The following is a 23,355-nucleotide window of genomic DNA, read 5'->3' on the forward strand; positions in this document are numbered from 1 at the left end:
CGGAACCCGGAATCAGGGACGGAAAAGTCCTGGCGGGTTTACGCCTTGAGCAGTTCGCGCAGCCAACCGGCTGCGGTGCTGAGTGCGACGGGGCTTTGGCCAGACTGGGCGGCGTGTTCGAAGCGGGCCTGCATGGCCTGGTCGAGCTGGCCGCGGCGCGCGGCATCCAGGCTGGCCGGCGCCACGCCGGCATCGGCACAGGCCTGCTGGAACGCGGGGGTGCCGTGTGCGGCCGAGACCGCCAACCGGGTCAGGAAATCCACGCCCGACAGCGCATCGCTGGAGGTCTGCGCCATGTCGAGCGCCAACGAAACCGTGCGGGCGGAGAGGGGCTTGCCGGGGTTGGGCTCCAGGCCCAGCTCGCGCGAGACGGCGCTGGCGATGCCTTGGCCGTAGCTGCGGGCCAGCGCCTGGGCGAACATTTCGGTCGTGTCGACATTGGGTGCGACCCATGCCACGCTGCGGCCGCCGGGCGTGGCGCCCATGCCCAGGACCTGCAGTGTTTCGCCCGCGATGTCGACATAGATGTCTTGACCGCTCTCGGCGGCCTTGGAGAAGGCCTCGAGAGAGACGAATGACGACGAAGGGGTAACCGATGAGATTGTCATGCAGCCAATAAATCCGGCGTGTCCGAAATCCGGCCAGAAAGAGGTCTTAACGGCGGGGTCCGAGAACCCCTGTGATTAAGTAACCCCGATGGCGCTTTGGTTCCATCGCCGGGACACGTACGCGGATTTTAAGCTATTGCGTGGGTTGGGGCAGGCAGCGCGAAACAGGGCGTTACCGCATTGCGGCTGCGCCCGCGCGCTACTTCGCTTCGTAGACCTCGTCAGCCGCCAGCAGGATGTCCACGGGAGGGTCAAAGCCGATGACCCGCGCGGTCTGCAGGTTCAGCGCGATCTTGGCCGGGTCGATCCACACCTGGCTGAGTTCGCGCGGCTTGGCGCCGTTGAAGATGCGCGCCATCGTTTCCGCGTAGAACAGCCCTACGTACGAGTAGTCCGCCTGGGCCAGGCTCAGCAGCAGGCCATGCTTGACCTCTTCGGACCCCAGCATCGAAAAGCTGGGGACCCGCGCCTGGCGCAGGATCTCGGCCACCGTGTCGACCGACGCGGGCGTCACGCCCCGGTGCACCGTCACGTAGGCGGCATCGATCTGCGGCGCCAGCCTGGCATAGCATTCCAGCGCGTTGCGGGTGGCGACTTCGGGGGCGATGCCATTGGACGGCGCGTTGCACGTCAGCACCTTGAAACCCTGTTCGCGCGCCACCTGCTCCACTGCCTCCACCGCGCTGTAGGTGCGCCCTTCGGGGCTGTCCTCATACACCAGTCCCAGCCGCTTGAACGGCACGATCTCGTGGAACAGGCGCACCTGGCGTTGATAGCGTTCGGGCTGCACGCGGGCGTGCAGATTGTCCAGCCCGCTGTCCTGCGCCGAGCGGGTGATGCGGGCGCCGACCGCATCGCTGGTCGAGGCCACGATGGTCGGCACGGGCGCGCCCATGCCCGCCATGTCCTGGCCGGCCCAGGTGCCCATGGCGAGGATCAGGTCGATGTCTTTCTTGCCTTCCAGCCGCTGCTTGATCGATTCGCGCACGGCCGGGCGCTGGGCGGCGTCGAAATTGCCAGGCTGCCACCAGGCGTCGCGCACGAATTCCAGCGTGTCGCTGCGAGCGTTGTCGGCCAGGAACTCCCACATCTGCTTGCCGCTCAGGCCATCGGGAATGGTGGGCACGGTGATCCAGCCCAGCTTCTGCAGGCCGTCCACCGTGACGCGCAAGGTGCGGGGGTATTCGCTGTAGTCGCCGCTTTCGAAATAGCCGATGCGCCACTTCTTGCCATCGGGGCGGGCCACGGGCTTGGTGGGGAACACCTGGGGGGCGGCAGCGGGGGGCGCCGCTGCCGGCGTCCCGGCCGTGGCGCCAGCCGCCGATGCGCCAGACGCCGCGGCCTGGGCCAGGCACGCGGCGGGCGCCAGCAGGGCCAGGCTCAGCAATAGGGTGGGCAGCGATGTCTTCATGGGCGGCGGATCACGATCAAGGTGATGTCATCGGATTGTTCCGCGCCGTCGGCAAAGGCCTGCACGTCTTCCAGCAGACGCTTGGCCAGGCTGGCCGCCGGCACGGGGGGGTTGGACAGCACGGCCAGCAGGCGCGGGTCGCCATACTGCGCATTCTGCGGATTCACGGCCTCGGTGACGCCATCGGTGTAGCCCACCAGCATTTCGCCGGGTGCCAGCAGCGTCGACAGGCAGCGGTATTCCAGGTCTTCCTGCACGCCGCAGGCCGGGCCGCTGCGACCTTGCAGCAGCCGCACCACGCCGTCGGCGCCCACCACTGCGGGCGGCAGGTGGCCGGCGTTGGCCCATTGCAGTTCGCCCGTGGTCATGTCCAGCACGCCGATCAGCAGCGTGACGAACATCATGTTCGGGTTGTTCTCGGACAGCCGGTTGTTGATCTTCTGCATCATCAACGCCGGGTCGGTCTCATCCTCGGCGGTGGCCCGGATCAGCGTGCGCGTGACCGCCATGAACAGCGCGGCCGGGACGCCCTTGTCCGACACGTCGCCGATGGCCAGGCACAGCCGTCCGTCGGGCAGCGTGAAATAGTCGTACAGGTCGCCACCGACCTCCTTGGCCGGCAGCATCACCGCGTTCAGGTCGATCCGCTCGCGCGTGATGGCCGACAGCGGCACCGGCAGCAGACCCAGCTGGATCGCGCGGGCGATGTTCAGTTCGCTCTCGAAGCGTTCGCGCGCGGTGGTTTCGCGCATCAGGCGGGCGATGTTCTCGCGCAGCTTGCGGTCCATGAACAGGAACGACGATGCCAGCCGGCCGACCTCGTCCTTGTGCCTGGCCGGCAGCGCCGCGATGTGGGCGGGTACGCTGGATTCGGCGGTCAGGTCCTGCTCGGGCAGCTGGCGGGCATAGCGGGTCAGCGTTTCCAGGGGGCGCACGATGCGCGCGGCCACCAGCCAGGCGCACACCAGCGCCACCAGCATCATGATCCCGAAGATCAGCGCCTGGCGGTTGAGCAGTTCGCGCGCCGGGGCGGTCAGGTCGCTTTCGGGCACCACCGCCACCACCGTCCAGCCCAGCGGCGCGAAGCGCGCGCTGTCGATCTGCCAGGGGCCGTCGCCGCCGTCAAAGCGCAGGCTTTGCAGCTTGCCGCTGTTGTCTTGCCGCGCCAGCAAGGCACGCAGCGTGTCGCCGCCGCTGTTCCTGGCATCCAGCAGGCCGGCCCGGGCCTGGGGCGGCGGCACCACCATGCGGCCGTCGTCGGTGGCGATGAAGATGAAGCCCGATTGCGCCAGCGTCAGCTTCGACAGCGTGTCGCGCACCGAATTCTCAAGCTGTGTGCGGCGCGTGTCGATCTGCTCGATCACGTCCTGGGCGCTGTCCGAAATGGCGAACACCCAGTTCCAGGGGCGGAAGTAACCGAAATAGGCGTAGCGCGTTTCGCCGTCGCCGCGCTGGGCCGAGGGCGGCCAGCGGTAGATGGCAAAGCCGTAGCCTGACGTGCGGCTTTCTTCCAGCAGCGCCTGCGCCAGGGGCCGGTTCTTGAAGTCGGACAGCGTCGACAGATCCCGGTCGACCATGTCGGCATTGCCGCTGGCCAGCACCTGGAAGTCGGCATCGTAGACAAACGCGTAGCGTCGGTCATCCAGCTTCAGGCGGTTGATCCAGGCGCGGGCCATGCCCTTGGCCGCTCCCTGGGTGATGATGCCGCGCTCGGCCAGGTCGGCGTAGGCGCCCAGCGCCGCCGCCACCACGGTGCCGCTTTGCATCAGCTGGCGCCGACCGCTGCGCACGGTGGATATCTTGTCCGCCAGCAGCGCGCCCCAGCGGGCCTCGGCGTCGCGCAGCACCAGCTCCATTACGTTGCTGACGGCGTGGCGCTCGCTGTTCATCACCGTGCGCGTGACGTTGCGTTGCGACGTCAGCATCACGAATGCCGCCACCGCCAGGAGCAGCGCTACGACCAGTAGAAAAATCTTGCTACGGAGCGAGCGCAACGACATGGGGGATATAGGGGGCGGGTGAGGTGATGGCGTGAAATAAGATGCAATTTGCATTAATTGTAAATACCATTGGTGCCCGTGTGTAAATACTTTGCGGCGGCGGGGCCCCATGCGTAGCGAACCAATACAAATAGTGCTCGATGGGTTGCGTCGCCGCCCCGTGCTGGAAGTCACATTGGCCTGTCTGGCCGTGTTGCTGCTGGCGCAGGCGCTGATCGGCGCCCTCAGCCTGTCGGCCCTGAACCGGCTGGTGGTGGACACCACCGCCGACCGCGTTGAAGTGGTGGCGCGGCGCGTGGCCGGCAACATCGAAAACGGCTTGCGCCTGGGTAAACCCCTGGAACAGTATTTCGGCCTGCGCGATACCTTGCGCGACGGCGTGGCCGGCTCGCGCGGCGTGCAAGGCGCGGCGGTGCTGCTGGCCGATGGCCAGGCCCTGGCCGCGCAGGGCGAGCTGCCTGACGATGCGGCCGCGCTTGCCCGCACGCTGGACACGCGCGGCACGCCCGGCGCCGGCCTGGCGCGGCGCGGTTCGGGCGCCATCGTGGCGGTGGCCGACGACCGCGTCACCGTGGCCGTGCCCTTGACGGCCGCGGGCGGCAAGGCGGTGGGCGCGGTGGTGCTGTCGGCCGCCAAGGATGGCGAAGCCAGCCGCCGCCTCATCATCGACAACCTGCAGGTGCTGCTGGTCGTCACGGTGCTGGTCGGGCTGGGCCTGGCCGCGGTCTTCAAATATGTCGTGCCGCTGACCTCGCTGGCCGCGGGCGGCCGTGCCCGTTTCGTGGTGCCGCTGTTGGCGCTGGTGGTGGCGCAGGGCGTGTACGCGGCCTACACCATCCATACCTTTCGCAGCGGCTGGCTGGAAGTCACGCGCAACAACGTGGGGCTGCTGGCCGAAGGCCTGCAGCGCGACCTGAACCGCGTGCTGGGCTACGGCCTGGAGGTGGACCGGCTGCGCGGCGTGGACGCGCCCTTCTCGCGGCTGGCCGGGACCTTCCCGGCGGTGGCGCAGATCGAACTGGCCGACCGCAATGGCCGCGTGCTGTACGGGGCCGACGCCCGTGGCCCGCTGGATGTCGCGACGTTGCCGCAGACGCGGGCGCAGCCCGACGACCTGACGCTGGTGCTGCCGCTGGGTGCTGGGCTGGCCGACCCCAAGGCGCATGGCGACCTGGTGCTGCGGCTGTCCGGCGACGTGATCGCCGCGGGCGTGCGCAGCCGCGCCCTGGACGCGGTGACGGTGGTGGGCGTGGCGCTGGTGGCCGCCATCGAAATGCTGTTGCTGCTGTCCTTGCTGATGAACCGTGCATTCGCCGCGCGCGCCACCCTGCCGGATGGGTCGCGCGTGGGGCCCGACGACGAATCCGAAGTCGGCCGCATCGCGCGGCCCGTCATGTTCGGCTTTCTGTTCGCCTGGGCGCTGCCGCTGGGTTTTCTGCCGCTGTACGCGCGCAGCCTGTCCGCGGGCGGCCTGGACCTGCCGGCCAACCTGCTGCTGGCCTTGCCGATCTCGGTGGAAATGGGCTGCGGCCTGCTGACCTCGCTGCTGGCGGGCCGCCTGACCGACCGCAAGGGCTGGCAGGTGCCGGTGCTGGCCGGGCTGGGTGTGTCCGCCGCCGGCATGCTGGCCTGCGCGGCCGCGACCAACCTGCTGATGTTCAGCGCGGCCCGCGGCCTGGTCGGCCTGGGCTACGGCCTGACCTGGATGGGCCTGCAAGGCTTCATCGTCACGCGCAGCCCGCCGCAGTTCCGCGGCCGCAACATGACCGGCGTGATCGCGGGCCTGTTCGCCGGCCATCTGTCGGGCGCCGCGGTCGGCGCGATGCTGATGGAACAAGTGGGGTTCCGCGCGGTGTTCGCGGTGGGCGCCGTGATGCTGGCGATGCCGCTGGCCGGCGTGCTGGTGCTGATGCGGCCTTACATGGACCGCGGCCGCAAGCTGGCCGCGCAGACGGCGGGCCGCGCCCGCGCGCACGTCTCGGACACCTTGAAGCTGCTGTTCACGCGCGATTTCGGCCTGCTGCTGCTGGGCAGCGTGATCCCGTTTTCGATCGCGCAGGTCGGCCTGCTGTCGTTCGCGCTGCCGCTCTACCTGGAAGCCGAAGGCGTGGCTGCGTCCAGCATCGGTCGCGTGCTGATGATCTACGGCCTGTGCGTGATCTACGTCGGCCCGCTGATGGGCCGCGTGGTGGACCGCAGCCGCATCAAGAAAAGCTGGATCGTGCTGGGCGGCCTGGTCGGCAGCGTCGGCATGCTGGGCCTGTATTTCAACAGCGGCCTGGTGGCTGCCGCTGCGGCCGTGTTGTTGCTGGCGCTGGCCAGCTGCTTTGCCGGCGCGTCGCAATCGCCCTACATGCTGGCGCTGCCGGATGTGCAGCGCTATGGCGCGGCAGGGGCCACCAGCGTCATGCGCGCCGCCGACAAGCTGGGCCAGATGGCCGGGCCGCTGGTGGTGGGGGCGATGTTCGGCGCCGCCGGCATGGGCGCGGGCCTGGCCGCGACCGGCGTGATCTACCTGTGCGCCACGCTGTTGTTCCTGCTGTTCGCACCGGCCCGGCCGCGCGAAGAGACGGCCTGATCGAAGGAGGGCGCCGCGCTGCGTGGGCGCCGCCATTCAGCGCGCCGGGCCCGCGCCGGCCTGCGCCACCGGCACCCGGGCCGACAGGCCCGTCAGCAATTGCGCGGCGATGGTGCCCGCCGACGCCGCCACGTCTTCCACCGACAGGCCGTCCGCGCCCCACAGCGTGACAGGCGCGCCGATGCCGGCCTGCGGCACGGGACCCAGGTCCACCGCCATCATGTCCATCGACACGCGTCCCAGGAGGCGCGTGCGTGTGCCCGCCACGACCACGGGCGTGCCGGTGGGCGCATGGCGCGGATAGCCGTCGGCATAGCCGCAGGTGACGATGCCCACGTCCATCGATTCCGTGGCCTGGAACGCGCCGCTGTAACCCACCCCGGCGCCGGCCTTGACGCGCTGCACGCCCACCACTTGCGAGTGCAGCGACATGGCCGGCAGCAGGTCCAGGTCGGCCGCGCTGCGATCGGCGAACGGGCTGGCGCCGTACAGCGCCAGCCCCGGCCGCACCCATTGCGTTGCGGCGGCCTGCGCGCCATGGCGCAGCACGGCGGCGGAATTGCTGGTGGACACCGGACCCGGCAGGCCGCGGATCACGTCTCGGAATTCGGCGTCGGCCGTGGCCACGCCGTCGGCCTCGTCGGCGCGGGCGTAATGGTTCAGGTGGCCGACTTCGCCGACCAGGCCGCGTGCGGCCAGCGCGGACGCCGCCTCGAAGGCGGCGGGGTAGTCGTCGGCGCAGAAGCCGGTGTGGTGGATATCGCCTGCAAAACGCAGCCACACCGCGGGCCGTTCGGCCGCAGGCGACTCTGCCAGCCATTGCAGCTGCGCCGCATGGGTAATGACCAGGTGCAGGCCGGGCGTGTCCAGCAGCAGCGTATCGGCCTGCGAATACAGGCCGCCGTACACCAGCACCGGGCCGCGCCAGCCCAGCCGGCGGCAGTTGCGCGCCTCGTCCAGGTGCAGCACGGCCAGCCCGTCCGCCTCGCGCAGCGCGGGCAGCACGCGCGCCAGGCCGTGGCCATAGGCATCGGCCTTCACGGTGGCCCACAGGCGCGGCGCGCCGGCGGCCGGCAGCGCCGCGCGCAAGCGGGCAAGGTTATGGGCCACGGCGCCCGCGTCGACGCGGGCATACAGGGGGCGGGCAAGCAATCCTTCTGGACGGTAGGGTGCGTTCACGGGCGGCATCGGGGCGTGGGCTGCACGCAGGCACGCGCGCAGTCTATGCATGAGTGACAGATCGACCGATTTTGTTCGGTACTTTCTGCCTATGCACTGCAAGTTGTCGATAGCGCGTCTTGATCAACCGCGCCAGGGGAAGGTCACGCGGCGCGCATGATGAGCGTCAGGCGGTTTTCGTCGCCGTGGCGTGCGTAGCGCAGGTCATGCAGGTAGTGCTGCATCAGCCGCACGCCGTGCCCGCCGATCTCGGCGTCATCGAGCGTCGCAGCCAAAGGCGGAGGCGGGGTCTGGGTGGGATCGTACGGCCGGCCATTGTCGATTATCTCCAGCGATATCCATTCGCCGTCCTGGCGGCAGGCAAGGCTGACGCGGGCGGGGTCCGGGGCAAGAAGGGGATCGTCGAAGGCGTATGAAACGATGTTCGTCAGCGCTTCGTCCAGGCTCAAGGACAGACCGAAACTCAGCTTGGGCGACCAGGCGTCGCGCTCGCCGATGGCCTCGATCCATTGCATGGCGGAGGCGACAGCGTGGGCGTCGGGGACGAGGTCAAGCGTATCGGGCTGAGAGGGCATGGTCGCCTTGCGTTCAGTGGTACACGTGCAGGTGCAAGTATGCCCGATTGCTGGCGGGTGGCGTATCGGGCGGCGCTGTCCGCCGTATGGAAGATTGCGTTTGGCTGGGCGGGCGCCTCGCGTATCATCTCGGCATCGCGCCGCCACCCGCATGGGCCGGGACCCGGGGCGCCGGTCACTTATCGGGAACCACTATGAATCTCGCAGTCGAGAAAGTCGGAGAAGTGCTGGTTGTCTCGCCCGAAGGCCAGATCAACAGCGGCAATGCCGCCGGCATCGAAGCCGACCTGCTGGCGCAGGTGGAAAAAGGCGAACGCCGCTTCGTGCTGGATATGTCGAACCTGAACTACATCTCCAGCGCGGGCCTGCGCGTGGTGCTGGTGCTGGCCAAGCGCCTGAAGCAGGGTTCGGGCGCGTTGGCGCTGTGCGCCATGCAGCCGCATGTGCGCGAAGTGTTCGACATCAGCGGTTTCCTGGCCATCCTGACCGTGGTCGATACGCGCCAGGAAGCCGTGGCCAAGGTCGCCTGAGCGGCCCTTGGCCAGGCCTCGCAAGGCTCAGCCCTTGCGGTTTTCGTAAGACGTATCCAGCACGTCGTCTTCGGGCGTGATGACGCCGGGATCGCCGGGCTCTTCAATGGCGCGGCCGCGGCGCGGCATGCCGGCCACCGTCTCGCTTTGGTCGGGCATCGGCAGGATGCCGGTGCCTTTGCGGGGGTCGACGGGTTGCGGCTTTTCACCAGCGATGTCCGGCTTGGTGGCGGCGGGATCGGGCGTGTTTTTCAGCATGGTCTCGGCTCCGGTTGCGGGCGCCCCAGGATGGCGGCGCGCCGACATGCACGTCCCATGTTAGGGCCGCGCGGCGGCCATCAGGGGCTTTGCGCTGTCACGTTTGCAAGGGGCTGTTGCAGCGCCCGAACCTTATAATGCCGAGCGCTTCGCAGTGCCCGGTTTCTTCCCATTCTTCCTACGCCTACCTTGACCGAATCCGTCGAACGCTCCGTGCATGCCGAACTCGTCGCCGTCCTGGTCGCCGTCACCCACGGCGAACCACGGGTCCTGACGACCGACGACGCGCGGGCCCTGCCGGCCGGGCCGTTCGAACTGTCTCACCGCTCCTTGCAGGCGGGCCTGCGCGCCTGGGTCGAAACCCAGACGCATCATCCGCTGGGCTATGTCGAGCAGCTCTACACCTTTGCCGACGGCGATCGTTCCGACGAGTCGGGCGCGCGCGTCATGTCGGTCAGCTATCTGGGGCTGACGCGCGAGGCCGGCGAAACCGGCGTGGCGCAGGTGGGCTGGCAGGATTGGTACCGCTATTTCCCCTGGGAAGACCGTCGCGCGGGCCCGCCAGCCCTGGTCGACGCGCAGATCGTGCCGCGGCTGCTGGCCTGGTGCGACGACAGCGCCGACGCCGCCACCCGCAGCCGCCGGCGCCAGCGTGCCGCCATCACGTTCGGGCTGGAGGGCGCGGCCTGGAACGAAGACATGGTGCTGCAGCGCTACGAGCTGCTGTTCGAAGCCGGCCTGGTGCCCGAAGCGGCCCGCCGCCAACCGGGCGCGGGGGCGGCGGCGCTGCCGGGCGAGCCCATGCGTCACGACCACCGCCGCATTCTCGCCACCGGCATCGCGCGACTGCGCGCCAAGATCAAGTACCGCCCTGTCGTGTTCGAACTGATGCCCGCGCAGTTCACGTTGCTGCAACTGCAGCTGGCGGTCGAGGCCCTGGCCGGCCGCGGCCTGCACAAGCAGAACTTCCGCCGGCTGATCGAACAGCAGGCGCTGGTGGAAGAAACCGGCGACATGGCCACCGGCACCGCGGGGCGTCCCGCCAAGCTGTTTCGCTTTCGCCGCGACGTGCTGCTCGAACGCGCCATTGCCGGCAGCAAGCTGCCCTTGTCCCGCGGTCTCTAGCGCTTCGCGGGCGCAATGCGGGTAGGCGTCCGATATGTTGCGGTGCCGCTTGACAAGCAATATGCTCATCTCTAGCATAAGTAGTGCGCATTCCTTGCGCGCCTTTTTTTAACTACTAAATACTCAAAATGAGCATAAAAGGTGATCTGCCCGCTGCCGCCCGTTTGGCCATTCCCGCGCTGCCGGATGTGATGCTGGAGCCGCTGGTGCGCGCGGCCTTGCTCGAAGACCTGGGCCGCGCCGGCGACCTGACCACCGATGCCATCGTGCCCGCCGACGCTGTGGCGCAGACGCGCCTGGTGGCGCGTCAGGAAGGCGTGCTGGCCGGATTGGATCTGGCTCGCCTGGCGTTTCGCGCCATGGATCGCGACATCGAATTCATCGTGGCGCAGCGCGATGGCGCCGCGCTCGAACCCGGCATGGAAATCGCGCGCATCCGCGGCAATGCCCGTGCCATGTTGACCGCCGAGCGGGTGGCGCTGAACTTCCTGTGCCACCTGAGCGGCGTGGCGACCGCCACCGCGTCCATCGCCCGCGCCATCGAAGGCTACGGCGCCCGCGTGACCTGCACCCGCAAGACCCTGCCGGGCCTGCGCGCCGTGCAGAAGTACGCGGTGCGGGTCGGCGGCGGCAGCAACCATCGCTTCGGCCTGGACGACGCGGTGCTGATCAAGGACAACCACATCGCCCTGGCAGGCGGCGTCGAAACCGCCGTGCAGCGCGCCCGCGCGGGCGTCGGCCACATGGTCAAGATCGAGCTGGAAGTCGACACGCTGGCCCAGCTGGAAACCGCGCTGGCGCTGGGCGTGGACGTGGTGCTGCTGGACAACATGAGCCTGGACGAACTGCGCCAGGCGGTCGCCATGGCGCGCGGCCGCGCCATTACCGAAGCGTCCGGCCGCATCACCCCCGACACCGCCGCCGCGGTAGCCGCCACGGGCGTCGACCAGATCGCCGTGGGCTGGCTGACCCACAGCGCCAAGGTGCTGGACATCGGCCTGGACGCCTGAGCCCGGCCCCGCCACGACAGGCAGAAACCATGAAACGCGCACTGCTTTCCACTTCGCTGCTCCTGACCCTGGCGCTGGGCGCCTGCGGCAATCCGCCCTCGGGCGATACGCCGTCCGATGCGTCTTATCCGACCCATCCCATCACGATCGTGGTGACCTTTCCGCCGGGCGGGGGCACCGACCTGCTGGCGCGCCGCCTGGGCGCCAGCCTGCAAGAGCAATTCGGCCAGCCGGTGGTGGTCGAGAACCGTCCCGGCGCCAGCGGCAACATCGGCGCGCGCATCGTGGCCGAGTCGCCGCCCGACGGCTACACGCTGCTGATGGTCAACAGCTCTTTCGCGATCAATCCCGGCGTCTACCGCAACCTGGGTTTCGTGCCCAAGCGCGACTTCGCGGCGGTGATCAACGTGGCTTTCGTGCCGTCCGTCTTCGTGGTGCCGGCGGCATCGCCCCTGCACGACCTGGACGACGCGCTCACTGCTGCGCGGCCGGACAAGCCCTTGCCGTTCGCCTCGTGCGGCAACGGCACGCCGCAGCACCTGGCGGGTGAAATGCTGGCGCGCGCCAGCGGCGCGTCGCTGCAGCACGTGCCGTACAAAGGGTGCGGACCGGCGTTGACCGACGTGATGGCCGGCCAGGTGGGGGTGGGGGTCGTGACCGCCTCGAGCGCCGCGCCGATGATCGCGGCGGGCAAGCTGCGGGCGCTGGCAGTGACGTCGCCGCAGCGTTCGCCGCTGTTGCCGGCCGTGCCCACGGTGGCCGAGCAGGGGGTGCCCGACTACGCGCTGGATCAATGGCATGGCCTGCTGGCGCCGGCCGCCACGCCGCCCGCGGTGGTCGCCAAGCTGAACGCCGCGGTTGCCCGGATCGTGCAGCGGCCGGACGTGCAGGCCTCGCTGCGCGAGCAAGGTTTTACGCCGACGATCAGTTCGCCGCGGGCGTTCCAGAACATGATCAATGCGGATATCGACCGCTACACGGCGCTGACCGAGGCGATCGGGCTGCGCGCGGACTGACGCCCGGGCCGTCACGCTCCGGGGCCTCGAACCGGGCCTCAGGCCACGGCCGCGCGGGCGTGCTGCTCCAGCTGTTCCTTCAGGCCCGGCTGCAACTGCAGCTGGCGCGCCAGTTCGTCCAGGTAGGCGCGTTCCATGTAGCTTTCCTCGTCCACCACCAACAGGCTGGCCAGATACATCTCGGCCGCCATTTCCGGGGTCTTGGCGGACTGCGCGATCGCGGCCGGGTCCAGCGGACGCGCCAGCTCGGCTTCGAGCCAACGGCGGTCCTGCGCGTCGGCCGACAGCTTGCCCATTTCGGTTTCCAGCAGGGCGCGTTCCTCGGGGCCGATATGGCCGTCGGCCTTGGCCGCGCCGATCATGGCCGTCAGCACCGCCGTGCTGTGTTGTTCGGCTTCGGGTGGGGGCAGGCGGTCCAGCGTCTGCGGCGGCCCGGACGGCGCGCCAGCCTGGCTGCGCTGCCAGTCGCCATAGGCCCGGTAGGCCAGGGCGCCCAGCGCGGCCATGCCGCCGTACATGGCGACCTTGCCGCCGATCTTGCGCGCTTTCTTGCTGCCCAGCAGCAGGCCCAGCGCGCCGGCGCCCAACGCGCCGCCGCCCAGCCCGGTCAGGAACGAGCCCTTGCCGCCCGTGGCGCCCTGCACTTTGGCACTGGCGTCGGACAGCAGGCCCTGGCCGGATTGCAATAATTGATCGAGAAGTTGTCTGGCGCTCATGCGGCCCCCTGGTGAAAGCAAAGGATCTTGCGGATAGGGATATCCGACCTTCGTTGCGCCAGGAAGTTCAGCTTAAAGTCAGAAATGGATGTTGCGCGCCCGGGCGGGCGCCATCGGCGGATGCTACAACGTGGGGCAGAGGCGGTGCGTGCGCGCCGTCCGCAACGCAAGGAACCCCGCTCATGACCATCCACGTGCGCCAGAACGCGCCCAAGACCCTGCAATTCACCGCCACGGCCGAAGGCCACGACCTGCCGCTGGACATGCCGCAGCCGCAGGGCGCCGGCCCGGATCCGCACGACTACTTCGACACCGCACTGGGCGGCTGCAAGGCCATGACGTTGATGGTCTACGCCCAGCGCAAGGGCCTGCCGCTGGAATCGGTGGGGGTGGACGTGGTGCGCGATGCCGGCGAAGAGCGCAAGGGCATCTACCGCCTGACCGCCAAGCTGACGCTGCACGGCGAGCTGAGCGACGCGCAGATCGATGAACTGCTGGCCGTGGCCGAAAAGTGCCCGATCCACAAGCTCATGACGGCGGTGGACGTGCAGGTGTCCACGCTGATCGTGCGCCCGGCCTGAATCAAAAAAAGCGGACCCGCGGGTCCGCTTTCTGTTCTGCCCAAGGTTGGCAGGGCGGGCTTGGCCGCGCCGGGCCTTGTGCGGTGTCAGTCTTCCATGCCCGGGACGACGGTCGAGAAGCCCGCGTCCACGTGGGTGATCTCGCCGGTGACGCCGGCGGCCAGGTCCGACAGCATGAACGCGGCCACGTTGCCGACGTCGTCGATGGTGACGTTGCGGCGCAGCGGCGCCTGGGCCTCGACGAACTTCAGGATGGCCGAGAAGTCCTTGATGCCGCTGGCGGCCAGGGTCTTGATCGGGCCGGCCGAAATGCCGTTGGCGCGGATGCCGCGCGGGCCCAGCGCCGTGGCCAGGTAGCGCACGCTGGCTTCCAGCGAGGCCTTGGCCAGGCCCATGGTGTTGTAGTTGGGCACCACGCGCTCGGCGCCCAGATACGTCAGCGTCAGCACCGAACCATTGCGGCCTTCCATCAGCGGCAGGGCGGCCTTGGCCATGGCGGCAAAGCTGTAGGCGGAAATGTCATGGGCGATGCGGAAACCTTCGCGCGACAGGCCGTCCAGGAAGTTGCCGGCAATGGCTTCGCGCGGGGCGAAACCGATGGAATGCACCAGGCCGTCCAGGCCGTCCCAGCGCTTGGCCAGGTCGGTGAAGGTGGCTTCGATCTGGCTGTCTTCGGCCACGTCGCAGGGCAGCACGATGTCGCTGCCGAATTCGGCGGCGAATTCGCTCACGCGGTCCTTGAAGCGGTCGCCCACGTAGGTGAACGCCAGTTCGGCGCCTTGCTGGTGACAGGCACGCGCGATGCCGTAGGCGATGGAGCGGTTGGAAAGCACCCCGGTGACCAGGATGCGTTTGCCGGCGAGAAAGCCCATGTGTGTGATTCCTTTGAATTTTTTCCTTCTGGAGGCCGCCTATTTTAAGGAGTTTGGCGGCTCCGCGGACAAAACGGCGCGGCGCCCTGGTGGGCGCCGCGAGAGAAGGCGGGGATATCGGGGGCCTGGCCGGGGGACGGCCCCCGGGTTGCCGCCTCGATTCTTCAACCGCGGGCGTTGGTGCCCGGCACGCGCAACTGGGCGCCTACCTTGAGCGCATTGCCCTTCAGGTTGTTCAGGGCGCGCAGCGCATCCACCGAGGTGCCGTACTGCTTGGCCAGCGAGAACAGGGTGTCGCCCTGGCGGACCTTGTGGGTGCGCACGTTGGGGCGGGCCGAGGCACCGCGCGGGGCGGGGGCTGCGGCCTTGCCACGCGGCGCAGGCGTCTTGTTGCTGACCGGCGCCGAATCCAGCGCGCCCACGGGGGCGGCCAGCGAGGCCAGTTGCACGCCGCCCGTGCCGGGATCGCCCGGCACCAGCAGCGACTGGCCCGACGCAACCTTCTGGCGCGAGCCGATGTCGTTGGTTTCGCGCAGCTTGGCTTCGGTCACGCCGAAACGCTTGGCGATCGAGGCGTAGGATTCGCCGCGGCGCGAGTGGTAGACCTTCCAGGCGCTCAGGTCGCCCTTGTAGTTGGTCAGGTTGGCGTTGAAGATTTCGACGCGGTCGGCCGGCAGCAGCAGGGTGGGGCCGTGGTCGCCGCGGATGACGGGGCGGTTGAACGACGGGTTCAGGGCCTTGAATTCATCCAGCGGCATTTCGGCCAGCTTGGCGGCGATTTCGAGGTCGATGTCGCTGTTCTTCTGCACCGTCACGAAGTAGGGCGTGTTGCCCACCGGGGGCAGGGCCACCGCGTAGCGCTGCGGGTCGGCGATGATGTTCTTGATGGCCTGCAGCTTGGGGACGTAGTTGCGGGTCTCGTCCGGCATGTTCAGCGACAGGTAGTCGGTGGGCTGGCCGGCGGCTTCGTTCTTGGCCATGGCGCGCTGCACCGAGCCTTCGCCCCAGTTGTACGAGGCCAGGGCCAGGTACCAGTCGCCCTGCATCTCAAACAGCTTTTCCAGGTAGTCCAGCGCCGCGTTGGTCGAGGCGATGGGATCGCGGCGTTCGTCGCGCCACCAGTCCTGCTTCAGGTTGAAGTGCTGCCCGGTGGCCGGCACGAACTGCCACAGGCCGGAGGCCTGGGCGCGCGACAGGGCGGTCGGGTTGTAGGCGCTTTCGACGAAAGGCAGCAGGGCCAGTTCGGTCGGCAGGCCGCGGCGGTTGATTTCGTCGACGATGAAATACAGGTATTTGCCGGCGCGCTCGGCCATGCGCTGCACTGCCTCGGGGTGGGACGCGTAATAGTCGGTCCACTGCTGCGAGAGGTCGGTGTTCAGGTTGGGGATGGCGAAGCCGCGGCGGATGCGGTCCCAGGCGTCGGCCGGCGGGTTGGTCAGGTCAACCGTGCGGGACGTGTCGCGGGCGATGTAGCGCCCTTGGGAATTGGTGGTGAGGTTCTTGCTGTCGGGGGATTTGGTTCCTGCGCAACCGGCGAGGACTGCCAGCAGAAGTGGCAGAAGGAGTCGGGATAGCTTCATCGGGCGGTCACTTGAATTCGTTCTTCCATTCACGAAGGGAGGCAAAAACCTCTACCGGCGTAGTTTGGTCGCGTCCGGCCCAGTCAGTTGCGGCGCGGACGACGTCAGCTTGCTGCGTACGCAAAAACGGATTGGTCGCGCGTTCCTGACCGATGGTCGAGGGAAGCGTGGGAAGACCTTCTGCGCGTAATTGCCGGGCCCGCTGATACCACTGTTGCAGGGTGCGGTTGGCGGGTTCGACTGCCATGGCCCAGCGCAAGTTCGCTAGAGTGTACTCGTGTGCGCAAAAAACCTGTGTATCTGGCGGTAAAACAGAAAATTTTTCCAAGGAATCATGCATTTGCGCGGGAGTCCCCTCGAAAAGGCGACCGCACCCCCCGGCAAACAATGTGTCCCCACAGAACAGCACAGGCTGTTTTCCCGCGGCCCGGCCGACGTACGCGATATGTCCCGCGGTGTGTCCAGGCACGTCGAGCACGGCCAGGTCCAGGTCCAGTTCGGGGATCACCACCCGGTCGCCCTCGACCAGCGGCACGTCGCAGCGCGGCAGCGTCTCGCGGGCGGGCCCATATACCGTGATGCCGCCAATGCGGGACAATTCCAGGACGCCTCCTACATGGTCGCCGTGGTGGTGCGTGAGTAGAATGGCGCGCAGCTTCAGGCCTTCGCGGGCCAGCCATTGCAGGACGGGGCCGGCATCGCCGGGGTCGACCACCGCGGCTTGCCCGTCGCGCACGATGGCCCAGATATAGTTGTCGGTAAAGGCGGGCAAAGGCAAGACCGCGGCAGTGCTTTCGCGGCCGCCTGCGGGGGCGGTCAAGGCTTGCATGAGATTCGAAGGAATAAGACGTGGCAGAAGAGACTGCGCCGATTGTAGAGCTGGCCGAATGGTTCCAGACGCCGCCTGGGCAGTATGCCCTGGCCTGGGAACGCGCGCAGTTCGACGCGGCCGTGGCGGACGTGTTTGGATATTACGCCTGGCAGGTCGGCCTGGCCGACATGAACCTGCTGCGCGCCAACCGCATGCCTTTCAAGGGCTACGTCGGTACCGAGACGCCCACGCCTGAAAACATCGCCGGCTGGCAGTCGCGCGTGGTGTTGGCCCAGCCCGAGGCCCTGCCGTTCGAATCCCAGAGCGTAGACCTTCTGATCCTGCCGCACGCTTTCGAATGCACCACCGATCCGCACAACGTGCTGCGCGAGGTCGAGCGCGTGCTGGTGCCGGAAGGGCGGGTGGTGATTTCCGGGTTCAACCCCTGGAGCATGTGGGGCGCGCGCACCCGCATGCCCGGCATGGAACCCTGGCTGCCGCAGCCGCCGTCGTCGCAGGTGTCGCTGCCGCGCCTGAAAGACTGGTTCAAGCTGCTGTCGCTGGAAGTCGAGCAAAGCCATTTCGGCTGCTATGCGCCCGCCTGCCGCAGCGAAAAATGGCTGCAGCGCTGGGGGTTCCTGGAATCGGCCGGCGCCCGCTGGTGGAGCCTGGGCGGCGCCGTCTACCTGGTGTCGGCCGTCAAGCGGGTGGCCGGCATGCGTATCATTGGGCCCGCCTGGAAGACCAGGCCCAAGCGCGCCCGCGCGGCCTCGGTGGTGGTCAACCGCCAGGCGGACGACGGTTTCGACCGCTCCTGAAGCGCGCCGTCGGATTCACTGTGACCGTACAAGGACATACCAGCAGCACCATGCAGGACAACAACGCGAACGACCAGAAAGTGGAAATGTGGACCGACGGCGCCTGCAAGGGCAACCCGGGTCCGGGCGGTTGGGGGGTGCTGATGCGCGCCGGCGCGCACGAGAAGACGATGCACGGCGGCGAGGCCCAGACCACCAACAACCGCATGGAACTGCTGGCCGTCATCGAGGGCCTGCGGGCCCTCAAGCGCCCGTGCACCGTCATCATCCACACCGACTCCCAGTACGTCATGAAGGGCATGACCGAATGGCTGGCCAACTGGAAGCGCCGTGGCTGGATGACGGCCGACAAGAAGCCGGTCAAGAATGCCGAGCTGTGGCAGGCGCTTGACGACCAGGTGCGCCGCCACACCGTGTCCTGGCGCTGGGTGCGCGGCCACGCGGGCGACCCCGGCAACGAACGCGCCGACCAGTTGGCCAATCAGGGCGTGGAATCGATCAAGCGCGCCTGAGCCGTGTGAGGGGGGCGGGCGGCCCCGCGCCGCATCGGGATATACCCTGGGTCGGGTGGATTAGTGCTTTCAGCGCGCTACAGGATTGTTCCAGTATGTAAATCCGGGTGCTACAGTGCCAAGCCTTATTCCATCCAGCGGCGCCGCCCCAGCGGGGCATGCGTGGCGCGCGCCGCGATACCGCCACATTCGCGCATGAAAAAAGCTGTACTGTTGGCCGCCGTCGCGGCCGGGTTGGCCGCGGGGGCCGCGCTTGGCGTATTCGTGCCGCGTTGGTTTGCGCCCGCGGCGGTCGATGCCAAGGCCGCAGCCAAACCGGTGCCCAAGCCCGCCGCAGTGCGGGTCGAGGTCGCCGCGGTGACCGAAATTCCATTTGCCCGGGGCCTGTCGGCCGTGGGCAGCCTGCGCTCGGATGAGGCCGTCGTGCTGCGGCCCGAAGTCGCCGGGCGCATCCAGTCCATCGAATTCAAGGAAGGCCAGCCGGTCAAGCGCGGCCAGCCCCTGATCCGGCTGGACGATTCGGTGCCGCGCGCCGAACTGGCCCAGGCCCGCGCCAACCTGACGCTGGCGCAAAGCCACTACCGCCGCGCCGTGGCGCTGCAGGGCAAGGGCTTCGTCAGCCAGCAGGCCCGCGACGAATCGGCCAGCACGCTCAAGGTGCAGGAAGCCGCCGTGGCGCTGGCGCAGGCGCGCCTGGACAAGATGACCATCACTGCGCCTTTTGCCGGTTTCGCCGGCCTGCGCAGCGTCTCGGTGGGCGATTACGTCAACCAGGGCCAGGACCTGGCGCCGCTCGAGGCCATCGATCCGCTCAAGGTCGATTTCCGCGTGCCGGAAATGTATCTGAACAAGGTCGGCGTGGGCCAGCAACTGACGCTGCGCCTGGACGCGCTGCCCGGCCAGGAGCGCCAGGGACGGGTGTACGCCGTCAGCCCGCTGATCGACGCGGGTGGCCGTTCCATCCTGCTGCGGGCCACGGTGGCCAACCAGGACTCGGTGCTGCGGCCCGGCATGTTCGCCCGCGTGCAATTGATGTTCAACCAGGACAAGGCCCTGGTCGCGCCCGAAGCCGCGCTGTCGCCGTCGGGCGAGACGCAGTACGTCTACCGGGTCAAGGACGGCGTGGCCGAGCGCCGCGAAGTCACCATCGGCGAACGCCGCGAAGGCCGCGTCGAGATCCTGACCGGCGTGGCCGTGGGCGACCTGCTGGTGGTGTCCGGCCTGCAGCGCGTGACCGACGGCGGCGCCGTGCAGGTCGTGAACAACGGCGCCTGACGCCACATTCCGAGCGAGCGGCCGCCCATGCGTATCTCCGAAACCTGTATCAATCGGCCGGTGTTCGCGTCGGTGCTGTCGCTGATCATCGTCCTGATCGGCCTGATCTCGTATTCCCGCCTGACGGTGCGCGAATACCCCAAGATCGACGAACCCATCGTGTCGGTGGACACCACCTACAAGGGCGCCTCGCCCGAGGTGATCGAATCGCAGGTGACCAAGCCGCTGGAAGACCAGTTGGCCGGCATCGAGGGCGTGGACGTGATGACGTCGCGCAGCCGCTCCGAGCGCAGCCTGATCAACATCAAGTTCAACCTGTCGCGCAATCCGGACGCGGCGGCGGCCGAAGTGCGCGACAAGGTCTCGCGCGCCCGGCGCTTTCTGCCCGACGAGATCGACGAGCCCATCATCGGCAAGGTCGAGGCCGATTCCCAGCCCATCATCTACATCGCGGTGGAATCCGGTTCGTACTCGGCGATCCAGACGTCCGACTACATCAACCGCTACATCAAGACGCGGCTGTCGGTGCTGCCGGGGGCGGCCGAAGTGCGCGTGTTCGGCGAACGGCTGCCGTCCATGCGCATCTACGTCGACCGCGACAAGCTCGCCGCCTACGGCCTGACCGTGCAGGACGTCGAGACCGCGCTGCGCAGCCAGAACGTCGAGATTCCCGCCGGCCGCATCGAGTCGCGGGCCCGTGAATTCTCGGTGGTGTCGTCCACCGACCTGCAGACGCCGGCCCAGTTCGAGAACGTCATCGTCGCCAACGTGAAGGGCTATCCGGTGCGGCTGCGCGATGTGTCCAAGGTCGAGATCGGCGCCGCCAATGACCGCGTGCTGTCGCGGTTCAATGGCAAGCCGGCCATCAACATCGGCGTCACGCGCCAGTCCACCGCCAACCCGCTGGAACTGTCCAAGGCGGCGCGCGAGGAAATCGTGCGCCTGAACGAGAACCTGCCGGCCGGCATGAAGCTCACCATTGCGTATGACTCGTCGGTGTTCATCGAGCGGTCGATCGATTCGGTGTTCCACACCATCGGCGAAGCCATCATCCTGGTGGTGCTGGTGATCTTCTTCTTCCTGCGCAACCTGCGGGCCAGCATCATCCCCATCGTCACCATTCCGGTGTCGCTGGTGGGCGCCTGCGCGCTGATGTACCTGTTCGGCTTTTCCATCAACACGCTGACGCTGCTGGCCATGGTGCTGGCCATCGGCCTGGTGGTGGACGACGCCATCGTGGTGCTGGAGAACATCTTCCGCCACATCGAAGACGGCATGCCGCGCAAAGAGGCCGCGCTGCGCGGCTCGCGCGAGATCGGCTTTGCCGTGGTGGCCATGACCATGACCCTGGTCACCGTGTACGCGCCGCTGGCGTTCGCCACCGGCCGCACCGGGCGCCTGTTCATCGAGTTCGCGCTGGCGCTGGCCGGCGCCGTGCTGGTATCCGGTTTCGTGGCCCTGACGCTCACGCCCATGATGTGCTCGGTGCTGCTGCGCCACCAGAGCAGCCACAGCCGCTGGTACAACCTGATCGAAGGCTGGCTCAACGGCATGAGCAACGGCTACCGCCGCCTGCTGGGCGCCTCGCTGCGGCACCGCTGGCTGGTGGTCGTCATCGGCGTGGCCGTGGCCGCCGGCAGCGGCGTGCTGTTCAAGGTGGTCAAGAGCGAACTGGCGCCCATCGAAGACCGCGGCGTGGTGTTCGGCATCGTCAGCGCACCCGAAGGCGCCACGCTGAACTACACGCTGGACAGCATGCAGGGCATCGAAGGGTTCTACGCGGCCATTCCCGAAGCCAGCGGCAGCCAGGTCACGGTGGGCTTTCCCACGGTCACCGACGGCACCGCCATCCTGCGCCTGAAACCCTGGGAAGAGCGCGGCCGCAAGCAGCAGGCCATCACGCAGGAACTGCAGCCGCTGTTCTCGTCGCTGCCTGGCGTGCGCGCGTTTCCCACCAACCCGCCGTCGCTGGGCCAGTCCGCCCGGTCCAAGCCGGTGGAATTCATCATCATGAGCCAGGCGTCCTATGAAGAGCTGGCCCGCCTGACCGAGGTATTCCTGACCGAGCTGCGCAAGTATCCGGGTCTGATGAACCTGGATACGGACCTGCGCCTGAACACCCCCGAACTGCGGGTGCGGGTGGACCGTGACAAGATGGCGGACGTGGGCGCCAACGTCGATACCGTGGGCCGCACGCTGGAATCGATGCTGGGCGGCCGCCAGGTCACGCGCTACAAAGACCAGGGCGAGCAGTACGACGTGATCGTGCAGGTGACCCCGCGCGACCGCGCCAACCCCACCGATATTTCCGGCATCCACATCCGGGCGCGCGATGGCAGCATGGTGCAGCTGGACAACCTCCTGGGCGTGCACGAAGGCGTGTCGCCGCAGTCGTTGAACCACTTCAACCGCCTGCGCGCGGTCAAGATCGACGCCGCCGTGGCGCCGGGCTACGCGCTGGGCGAGGTGCTGACCCACATGCACCAGGTGGCCCGTGAAGTCCTGCCCAACACGGTGGTGACCGACCTGGACGGCCAGTCGCGCGAATTCCGCGACTCGTCCGGCAGCATCTACCTGGTCTTCGCCATGGCGCTGGCCTTCATCTACCTGGTGCTGGCCGCGCAGTTCGAAAGCTGGCGCAACCCGTTCATCATCATGCTGTCGGTGCCGCTGTCCATGACCGGCGCGCTGCTGGCCCTGTACCTGACCGGCGGCACGCTGTCGATCTACAGCCAGATCGGATTGATCACCCTGGTGGGCCTCATCACCAAGCACGGCATCCTGATCGTGGAATTCACCAACCAGCTGCGCGACGAGGGCAGGGAGCTGTTCGAGGCCGTCACCGAGGCCAGCGTGCTGCGCCTGCGGCCGATCCTGATGACCACGGGGGCCATGGTGCTGGGTACCGTGCCGCTGGCGCTGTCGACGGGCGCGGGCGCCGAATCGCGCCAGCAGATCGGCTGGGTCCTGGTGGGCGGACTGATGCTGGGTACACTACTGACCTTGTTCGTCGTGCCGGTGGCCTACACCCTGATCGCCACCGCACGCAAGAAACCCGGCCCCGCCGGCAGCGCAGCGCATCCCGAGCCGGATGCCCCGACGCCGCCGGCGTCTGCGGCCCAAGCGTCGGAATAGCTTTATGCGCCAGATCATCTTTGACACTGAAACCACCGGGCTGGATCCCGCCCAGGGACACCGCATCGTCGAAATCGGCTGCGTCGAACTGGTCAACCGGATGGCCACCGGCAACAACCTGCACATCTACCTGAATCCGGACCGCGACAGCGACCCCGAGGCGCTGGCGGTGCACGGCCTGACCACTGAGTTCCTGTCCGACAAGCCGCGCTTTGCGGACGTGGCCGACGAATTCGTCAAGTTCATCCAGGGCGCCGAGCTGATCGCGCACAACGCCGCATTCGACGTGAAGTTCTTCAACGCCGAGCTGGCCAAGACCGGCCGCGGCGTCATCACCGAATACTGCGAGACGATCACCGACTCGCTGCTGCACGCGCGCTCGCTGTTCCCCGGCAAGCGCAACTCGCTGGACGCGCTGTGCGACCGCTTCGGCATTTCGAACGCCCACCGTACCCTGCACGGCGCGTTGCTGGACTCGCAGTTGCTGGCCGAAGTCTGGCTGGCCATGACTCGCGGCCAGGACGCGCTGCTGATCGACGTGGACGACAACGACCAGGGCGCCAATGGCGGCGTGGTGCTGGCCCGCTTCGATGCCTCAGGCCTGCCGGTGGTGAAAGCCAGCGAGGCCGAACTGGCCGAGCACGAAACCTACCTGGCGGCGCTGGACAAGTCGGTCGGCGGTGAATGCGTCTGGCGCAAGATCGACGTGCCGGCGGCGGTCAGCTGAACTTTTTCACGGGCGACTTGCACACTTTCAAAAAAGCG

General features: G+C 68.0%; 21 protein-coding genes. 11 read left to right on the plus strand and 10 right to left on the minus strand.

The features are described 5' to 3' along the window. Positions 1–38: 38 nt before the first annotated feature. The 3 genes from ACUDP5_RS03430 to ACUDP5_RS03440 all read right to left on the minus strand — a co-directional run bounded on the left by ACUDP5_RS03430 (position 39) and on the right by ACUDP5_RS03440 (position 4,019). The gene (locus ACUDP5_RS03430) at positions 39–608 is read right to left on the minus strand and encodes a hypothetical protein (protein WP_445658165.1); all 570 of its coding nucleotides are present in this window, start codon (positions 606–608) and stop codon (positions 39–41) included. A gap of 199 nt (positions 609–807) precedes the next feature. Beyond that, positions 808–2,019, minus strand: a complete 1,212-nt coding sequence (locus ACUDP5_RS03435) for an ABC transporter substrate binding protein (protein ID WP_263914203.1) — start codon at positions 2,017–2,019, stop codon at positions 808–810. After that, positions 2,016–4,019 (minus strand): SpoIIE family protein phosphatase, encoded by a 2,004-nt coding sequence (locus tag ACUDP5_RS03440; protein ID WP_263914202.1) that lies wholly within the window; start codon positions 4,017–4,019, stop codon positions 2,016–2,018. The genes ACUDP5_RS03435 and ACUDP5_RS03440 overlap by 4 nt, the downstream gene beginning before the upstream one ends. Positions 4,020–4,128: 109 nt before the next feature. On the opposite strand from ACUDP5_RS03440, the gene ACUDP5_RS03445 reads away from it, so the two are divergent. Further along, positions 4,129–6,597, plus strand: a complete 2,469-nt coding sequence (locus tag ACUDP5_RS03445) for an MFS transporter (RefSeq protein WP_445658166.1) — start codon at positions 4,129–4,131, stop codon at positions 6,595–6,597. Between the two features lie 36 nt (positions 6,598–6,633). Here ACUDP5_RS03445 and alr read toward each other — a convergent pair whose 3' ends face one another. After that, on the minus strand, positions 6,634–7,785 hold the full coding sequence (alr, locus tag ACUDP5_RS03450; protein WP_445659126.1) for an alanine racemase: 1,152 nt from the start codon (positions 7,783–7,785) through the stop codon (positions 6,634–6,636). Between the two features lie 134 nt (positions 7,786–7,919). Continuing rightward, entirely contained in the window at positions 7,920–8,351 is a 432-nt protein-coding gene (locus ACUDP5_RS03455; RefSeq protein WP_263914200.1) for an ATP-binding protein, read from the minus strand. Between the two features lie 194 nt (positions 8,352–8,545). Between ACUDP5_RS03455 and ACUDP5_RS03460 the strand changes: the two genes are divergently transcribed. Continuing rightward, the gene (locus ACUDP5_RS03460; protein WP_025137527.1) at positions 8,546–8,881 is read left to right on the plus strand and encodes an STAS domain-containing protein; all 336 of its coding nucleotides are present in this window, start codon (positions 8,546–8,548) and stop codon (positions 8,879–8,881) included. Positions 8,882–8,908: 27 nt separating this feature from the next. Here the strand turns inward: ACUDP5_RS03460 and ACUDP5_RS03465 are convergent, their stop codons facing one another. Further along, complete coding sequence (locus tag ACUDP5_RS03465) at positions 8,909–9,139, minus strand: hypothetical protein (protein ID WP_263914199.1); 231 nt, start codon at positions 9,137–9,139, stop codon at positions 8,909–8,911. Between the two features lie 189 nt (positions 9,140–9,328). On the opposite strand from ACUDP5_RS03465, the gene ACUDP5_RS03470 reads away from it, so the two are divergent. The 3 genes from ACUDP5_RS03470 to ACUDP5_RS03480 all read left to right on the plus strand — a co-directional run bounded on the left by ACUDP5_RS03470 (position 9,329) and on the right by ACUDP5_RS03480 (position 12,290). After that, positions 9,329–10,264 (plus strand): NrtR DNA-binding winged helix domain-containing protein, encoded by a 936-nt coding sequence (locus tag ACUDP5_RS03470; protein ID WP_263914198.1) that lies wholly within the window; start codon positions 9,329–9,331, stop codon positions 10,262–10,264. Between the two features lie 128 nt (positions 10,265–10,392). Continuing rightward, a complete protein-coding gene (nadC, locus tag ACUDP5_RS03475; RefSeq protein WP_445658167.1) occupies positions 10,393–11,274 on the plus strand; it encodes a carboxylating nicotinate-nucleotide diphosphorylase in 882 nt (293 codons plus the stop codon). Positions 11,275–11,303: 29 nt separating this feature from the next. Next, entirely contained in the window at positions 11,304–12,290 is a 987-nt protein-coding gene (locus tag ACUDP5_RS03480) for a tripartite tricarboxylate transporter substrate binding protein (RefSeq protein ID WP_445658168.1), read from the plus strand. A gap of 38 nt (positions 12,291–12,328) precedes the next feature. On the opposite strand, the gene ACUDP5_RS03485 is transcribed toward ACUDP5_RS03480, so the two are convergent. After that, on the minus strand, positions 12,329–13,006 hold the full coding sequence (locus tag ACUDP5_RS03485) for a tellurite resistance TerB family protein (RefSeq protein WP_445658169.1): 678 nt from the start codon (positions 13,004–13,006) through the stop codon (positions 12,329–12,331). A 182-nt stretch (positions 13,007–13,188) separates the two neighbouring features. Here ACUDP5_RS03485 and ACUDP5_RS03490 point away from each other — a divergent pair, with 182 nt between their 5' ends. Then, on the plus strand, positions 13,189–13,587 hold the full coding sequence (locus ACUDP5_RS03490; RefSeq protein WP_006392867.1) for an OsmC family protein: 399 nt from the start codon (positions 13,189–13,191) through the stop codon (positions 13,585–13,587). A gap of 86 nt (positions 13,588–13,673) precedes the next feature. Here ACUDP5_RS03490 and fabI read toward each other — a convergent pair whose 3' ends face one another. The 3 genes from fabI to gloB all read right to left on the minus strand — a co-directional run bounded on the left by fabI (position 13,674) and on the right by gloB (position 16,868). Then, a complete protein-coding gene (gene fabI, locus ACUDP5_RS03495) occupies positions 13,674–14,459 on the minus strand; it encodes an enoyl-ACP reductase FabI (protein ID WP_029953785.1) in 786 nt (261 codons plus the stop codon). 164 nt (positions 14,460–14,623) lie between these two features. After that, entirely contained in the window at positions 14,624–16,039 is a 1,416-nt protein-coding gene (locus tag ACUDP5_RS03500) for a transglycosylase SLT domain-containing protein (protein WP_263914193.1), read from the minus strand. Between the two features lie 7 nt (positions 16,040–16,046). Further along, positions 16,047–16,868: a hydroxyacylglutathione hydrolase gene (gloB, locus tag ACUDP5_RS03505; protein WP_445658170.1), complete on the minus strand. Its 822-nt coding sequence runs from the start codon at positions 16,866–16,868 to the stop codon at positions 16,047–16,049. A 20-nt stretch (positions 16,869–16,888) separates the two neighbouring features. On the opposite strand from gloB, the gene ACUDP5_RS03510 reads away from it, so the two are divergent. The 5 genes from ACUDP5_RS03510 (at position 16,889) to dnaQ (ending at position 23,317) form a co-directional block, all read left to right on the plus strand. Beyond that, complete coding sequence (locus ACUDP5_RS03510) at positions 16,889–17,668, plus strand: class I SAM-dependent methyltransferase (RefSeq protein WP_263914191.1); 780 nt, start codon at positions 16,889–16,891, stop codon at positions 17,666–17,668. Between the two features lie 50 nt (positions 17,669–17,718). Beyond that, positions 17,719–18,180 carry a ribonuclease HI gene (rnhA, locus tag ACUDP5_RS03515; protein WP_263914190.1) on the plus strand — a complete coding sequence of 154 codons (462 nt, stop codon included), beginning with the start codon at positions 17,719–17,721 and terminating at the stop codon, positions 18,178–18,180. 195 nt (positions 18,181–18,375) lie between these two features. Then, the gene (locus ACUDP5_RS03520) at positions 18,376–19,455 is read left to right on the plus strand and encodes an efflux RND transporter periplasmic adaptor subunit (RefSeq protein WP_263914189.1); all 1,080 of its coding nucleotides are present in this window, start codon (positions 18,376–18,378) and stop codon (positions 19,453–19,455) included. Between the two features lie 27 nt (positions 19,456–19,482). Continuing rightward, positions 19,483–22,590, plus strand: a complete 3,108-nt coding sequence (locus ACUDP5_RS03525) for an efflux RND transporter permease subunit (RefSeq protein ID WP_445658171.1) — start codon at positions 19,483–19,485, stop codon at positions 22,588–22,590. 4 nt (positions 22,591–22,594) lie between these two features. Continuing rightward, positions 22,595–23,317, plus strand: coding sequence for a DNA polymerase III subunit epsilon (gene dnaQ, locus ACUDP5_RS03530; RefSeq protein WP_263914187.1), 723 nt, complete (start codon positions 22,595–22,597; stop codon positions 23,315–23,317). The last annotated feature ends 38 nt before the right edge of the window (positions 23,318–23,355 follow it).

The organism is Achromobacter sp. NCFB-sbj8-Ac1-l (assembly GCF_052695805.1).

Coding starts and splice junctions, on each gene's coding strand:
- ACUDP5_RS03430 (WP_445658165.1), bottom strand. CDS start 608: ATGACAATCTCATCGGTTACCCCTTCGTCGTCATTCGTCTCTCTCGAG.
- ACUDP5_RS03435 (WP_263914203.1), bottom strand. CDS start 2,019: ATGAAGACATCGCTGCCCACCCTATTGCTGAGCCTGGCCCTGCTGGCG.
- ACUDP5_RS03440 (WP_263914202.1), bottom strand. CDS start 4,019: ATGTCGTTGCGCTCGCTCCGTAGCAAGATTTTTCTACTGGTCGTAGCG.
- ACUDP5_RS03445 (WP_445658166.1), top strand. CDS start 4,129: ATGCGTAGCGAACCAATACAAATAGTGCTCGATGGGTTGCGTCGCCGC.
- alr (WP_445659126.1), bottom strand. CDS start 7,785: ATGCCGCCCGTGAACGCACCCTACCGTCCAGAAGGATTGCTTGCCCGC.
- ACUDP5_RS03455 (WP_263914200.1), bottom strand. CDS start 8,351: ATGCCCTCTCAGCCCGATACGCTTGACCTCGTCCCCGACGCCCACGCT.
- ACUDP5_RS03460 (WP_025137527.1), top strand. CDS start 8,546: ATGAATCTCGCAGTCGAGAAAGTCGGAGAAGTGCTGGTTGTCTCGCCC.
- ACUDP5_RS03465 (WP_263914199.1), bottom strand. CDS start 9,139: ATGCTGAAAAACACGCCCGATCCCGCCGCCACCAAGCCGGACATCGCT.
- nadC (WP_445658167.1), top strand. CDS start 10,393: ATGAGCATAAAAGGTGATCTGCCCGCTGCCGCCCGTTTGGCCATTCCC.
- ACUDP5_RS03480 (WP_445658168.1), top strand. CDS start 11,304: ATGAAACGCGCACTGCTTTCCACTTCGCTGCTCCTGACCCTGGCGCTG.
- ACUDP5_RS03485 (WP_445658169.1), bottom strand. CDS start 13,006: ATGAGCGCCAGACAACTTCTCGATCAATTATTGCAATCCGGCCAGGGC.
- ACUDP5_RS03490 (WP_006392867.1), top strand. CDS start 13,189: ATGACCATCCACGTGCGCCAGAACGCGCCCAAGACCCTGCAATTCACC.
- fabI (WP_029953785.1), bottom strand. CDS start 14,459: ATGGGCTTTCTCGCCGGCAAACGCATCCTGGTCACCGGGGTGCTTTCC.
- ACUDP5_RS03500 (WP_263914193.1), bottom strand. CDS start 16,039: ATGAAGCTATCCCGACTCCTTCTGCCACTTCTGCTGGCAGTCCTCGCC.
- gloB (WP_445658170.1), bottom strand. CDS start 16,868: ATGCAAGCCTTGACCGCCCCCGCAGGCGGCCGCGAAAGCACTGCCGCG.
- rnhA (WP_263914190.1), top strand. CDS start 17,719: ATGCAGGACAACAACGCGAACGACCAGAAAGTGGAAATGTGGACCGAC.
- ACUDP5_RS03520 (WP_263914189.1), top strand. CDS start 18,376: ATGAAAAAAGCTGTACTGTTGGCCGCCGTCGCGGCCGGGTTGGCCGCG.
- ACUDP5_RS03525 (WP_445658171.1), top strand. CDS start 19,483: ATGCGTATCTCCGAAACCTGTATCAATCGGCCGGTGTTCGCGTCGGTG.
- dnaQ (WP_263914187.1), top strand. CDS start 22,595: ATGCGCCAGATCATCTTTGACACTGAAACCACCGGGCTGGATCCCGCC.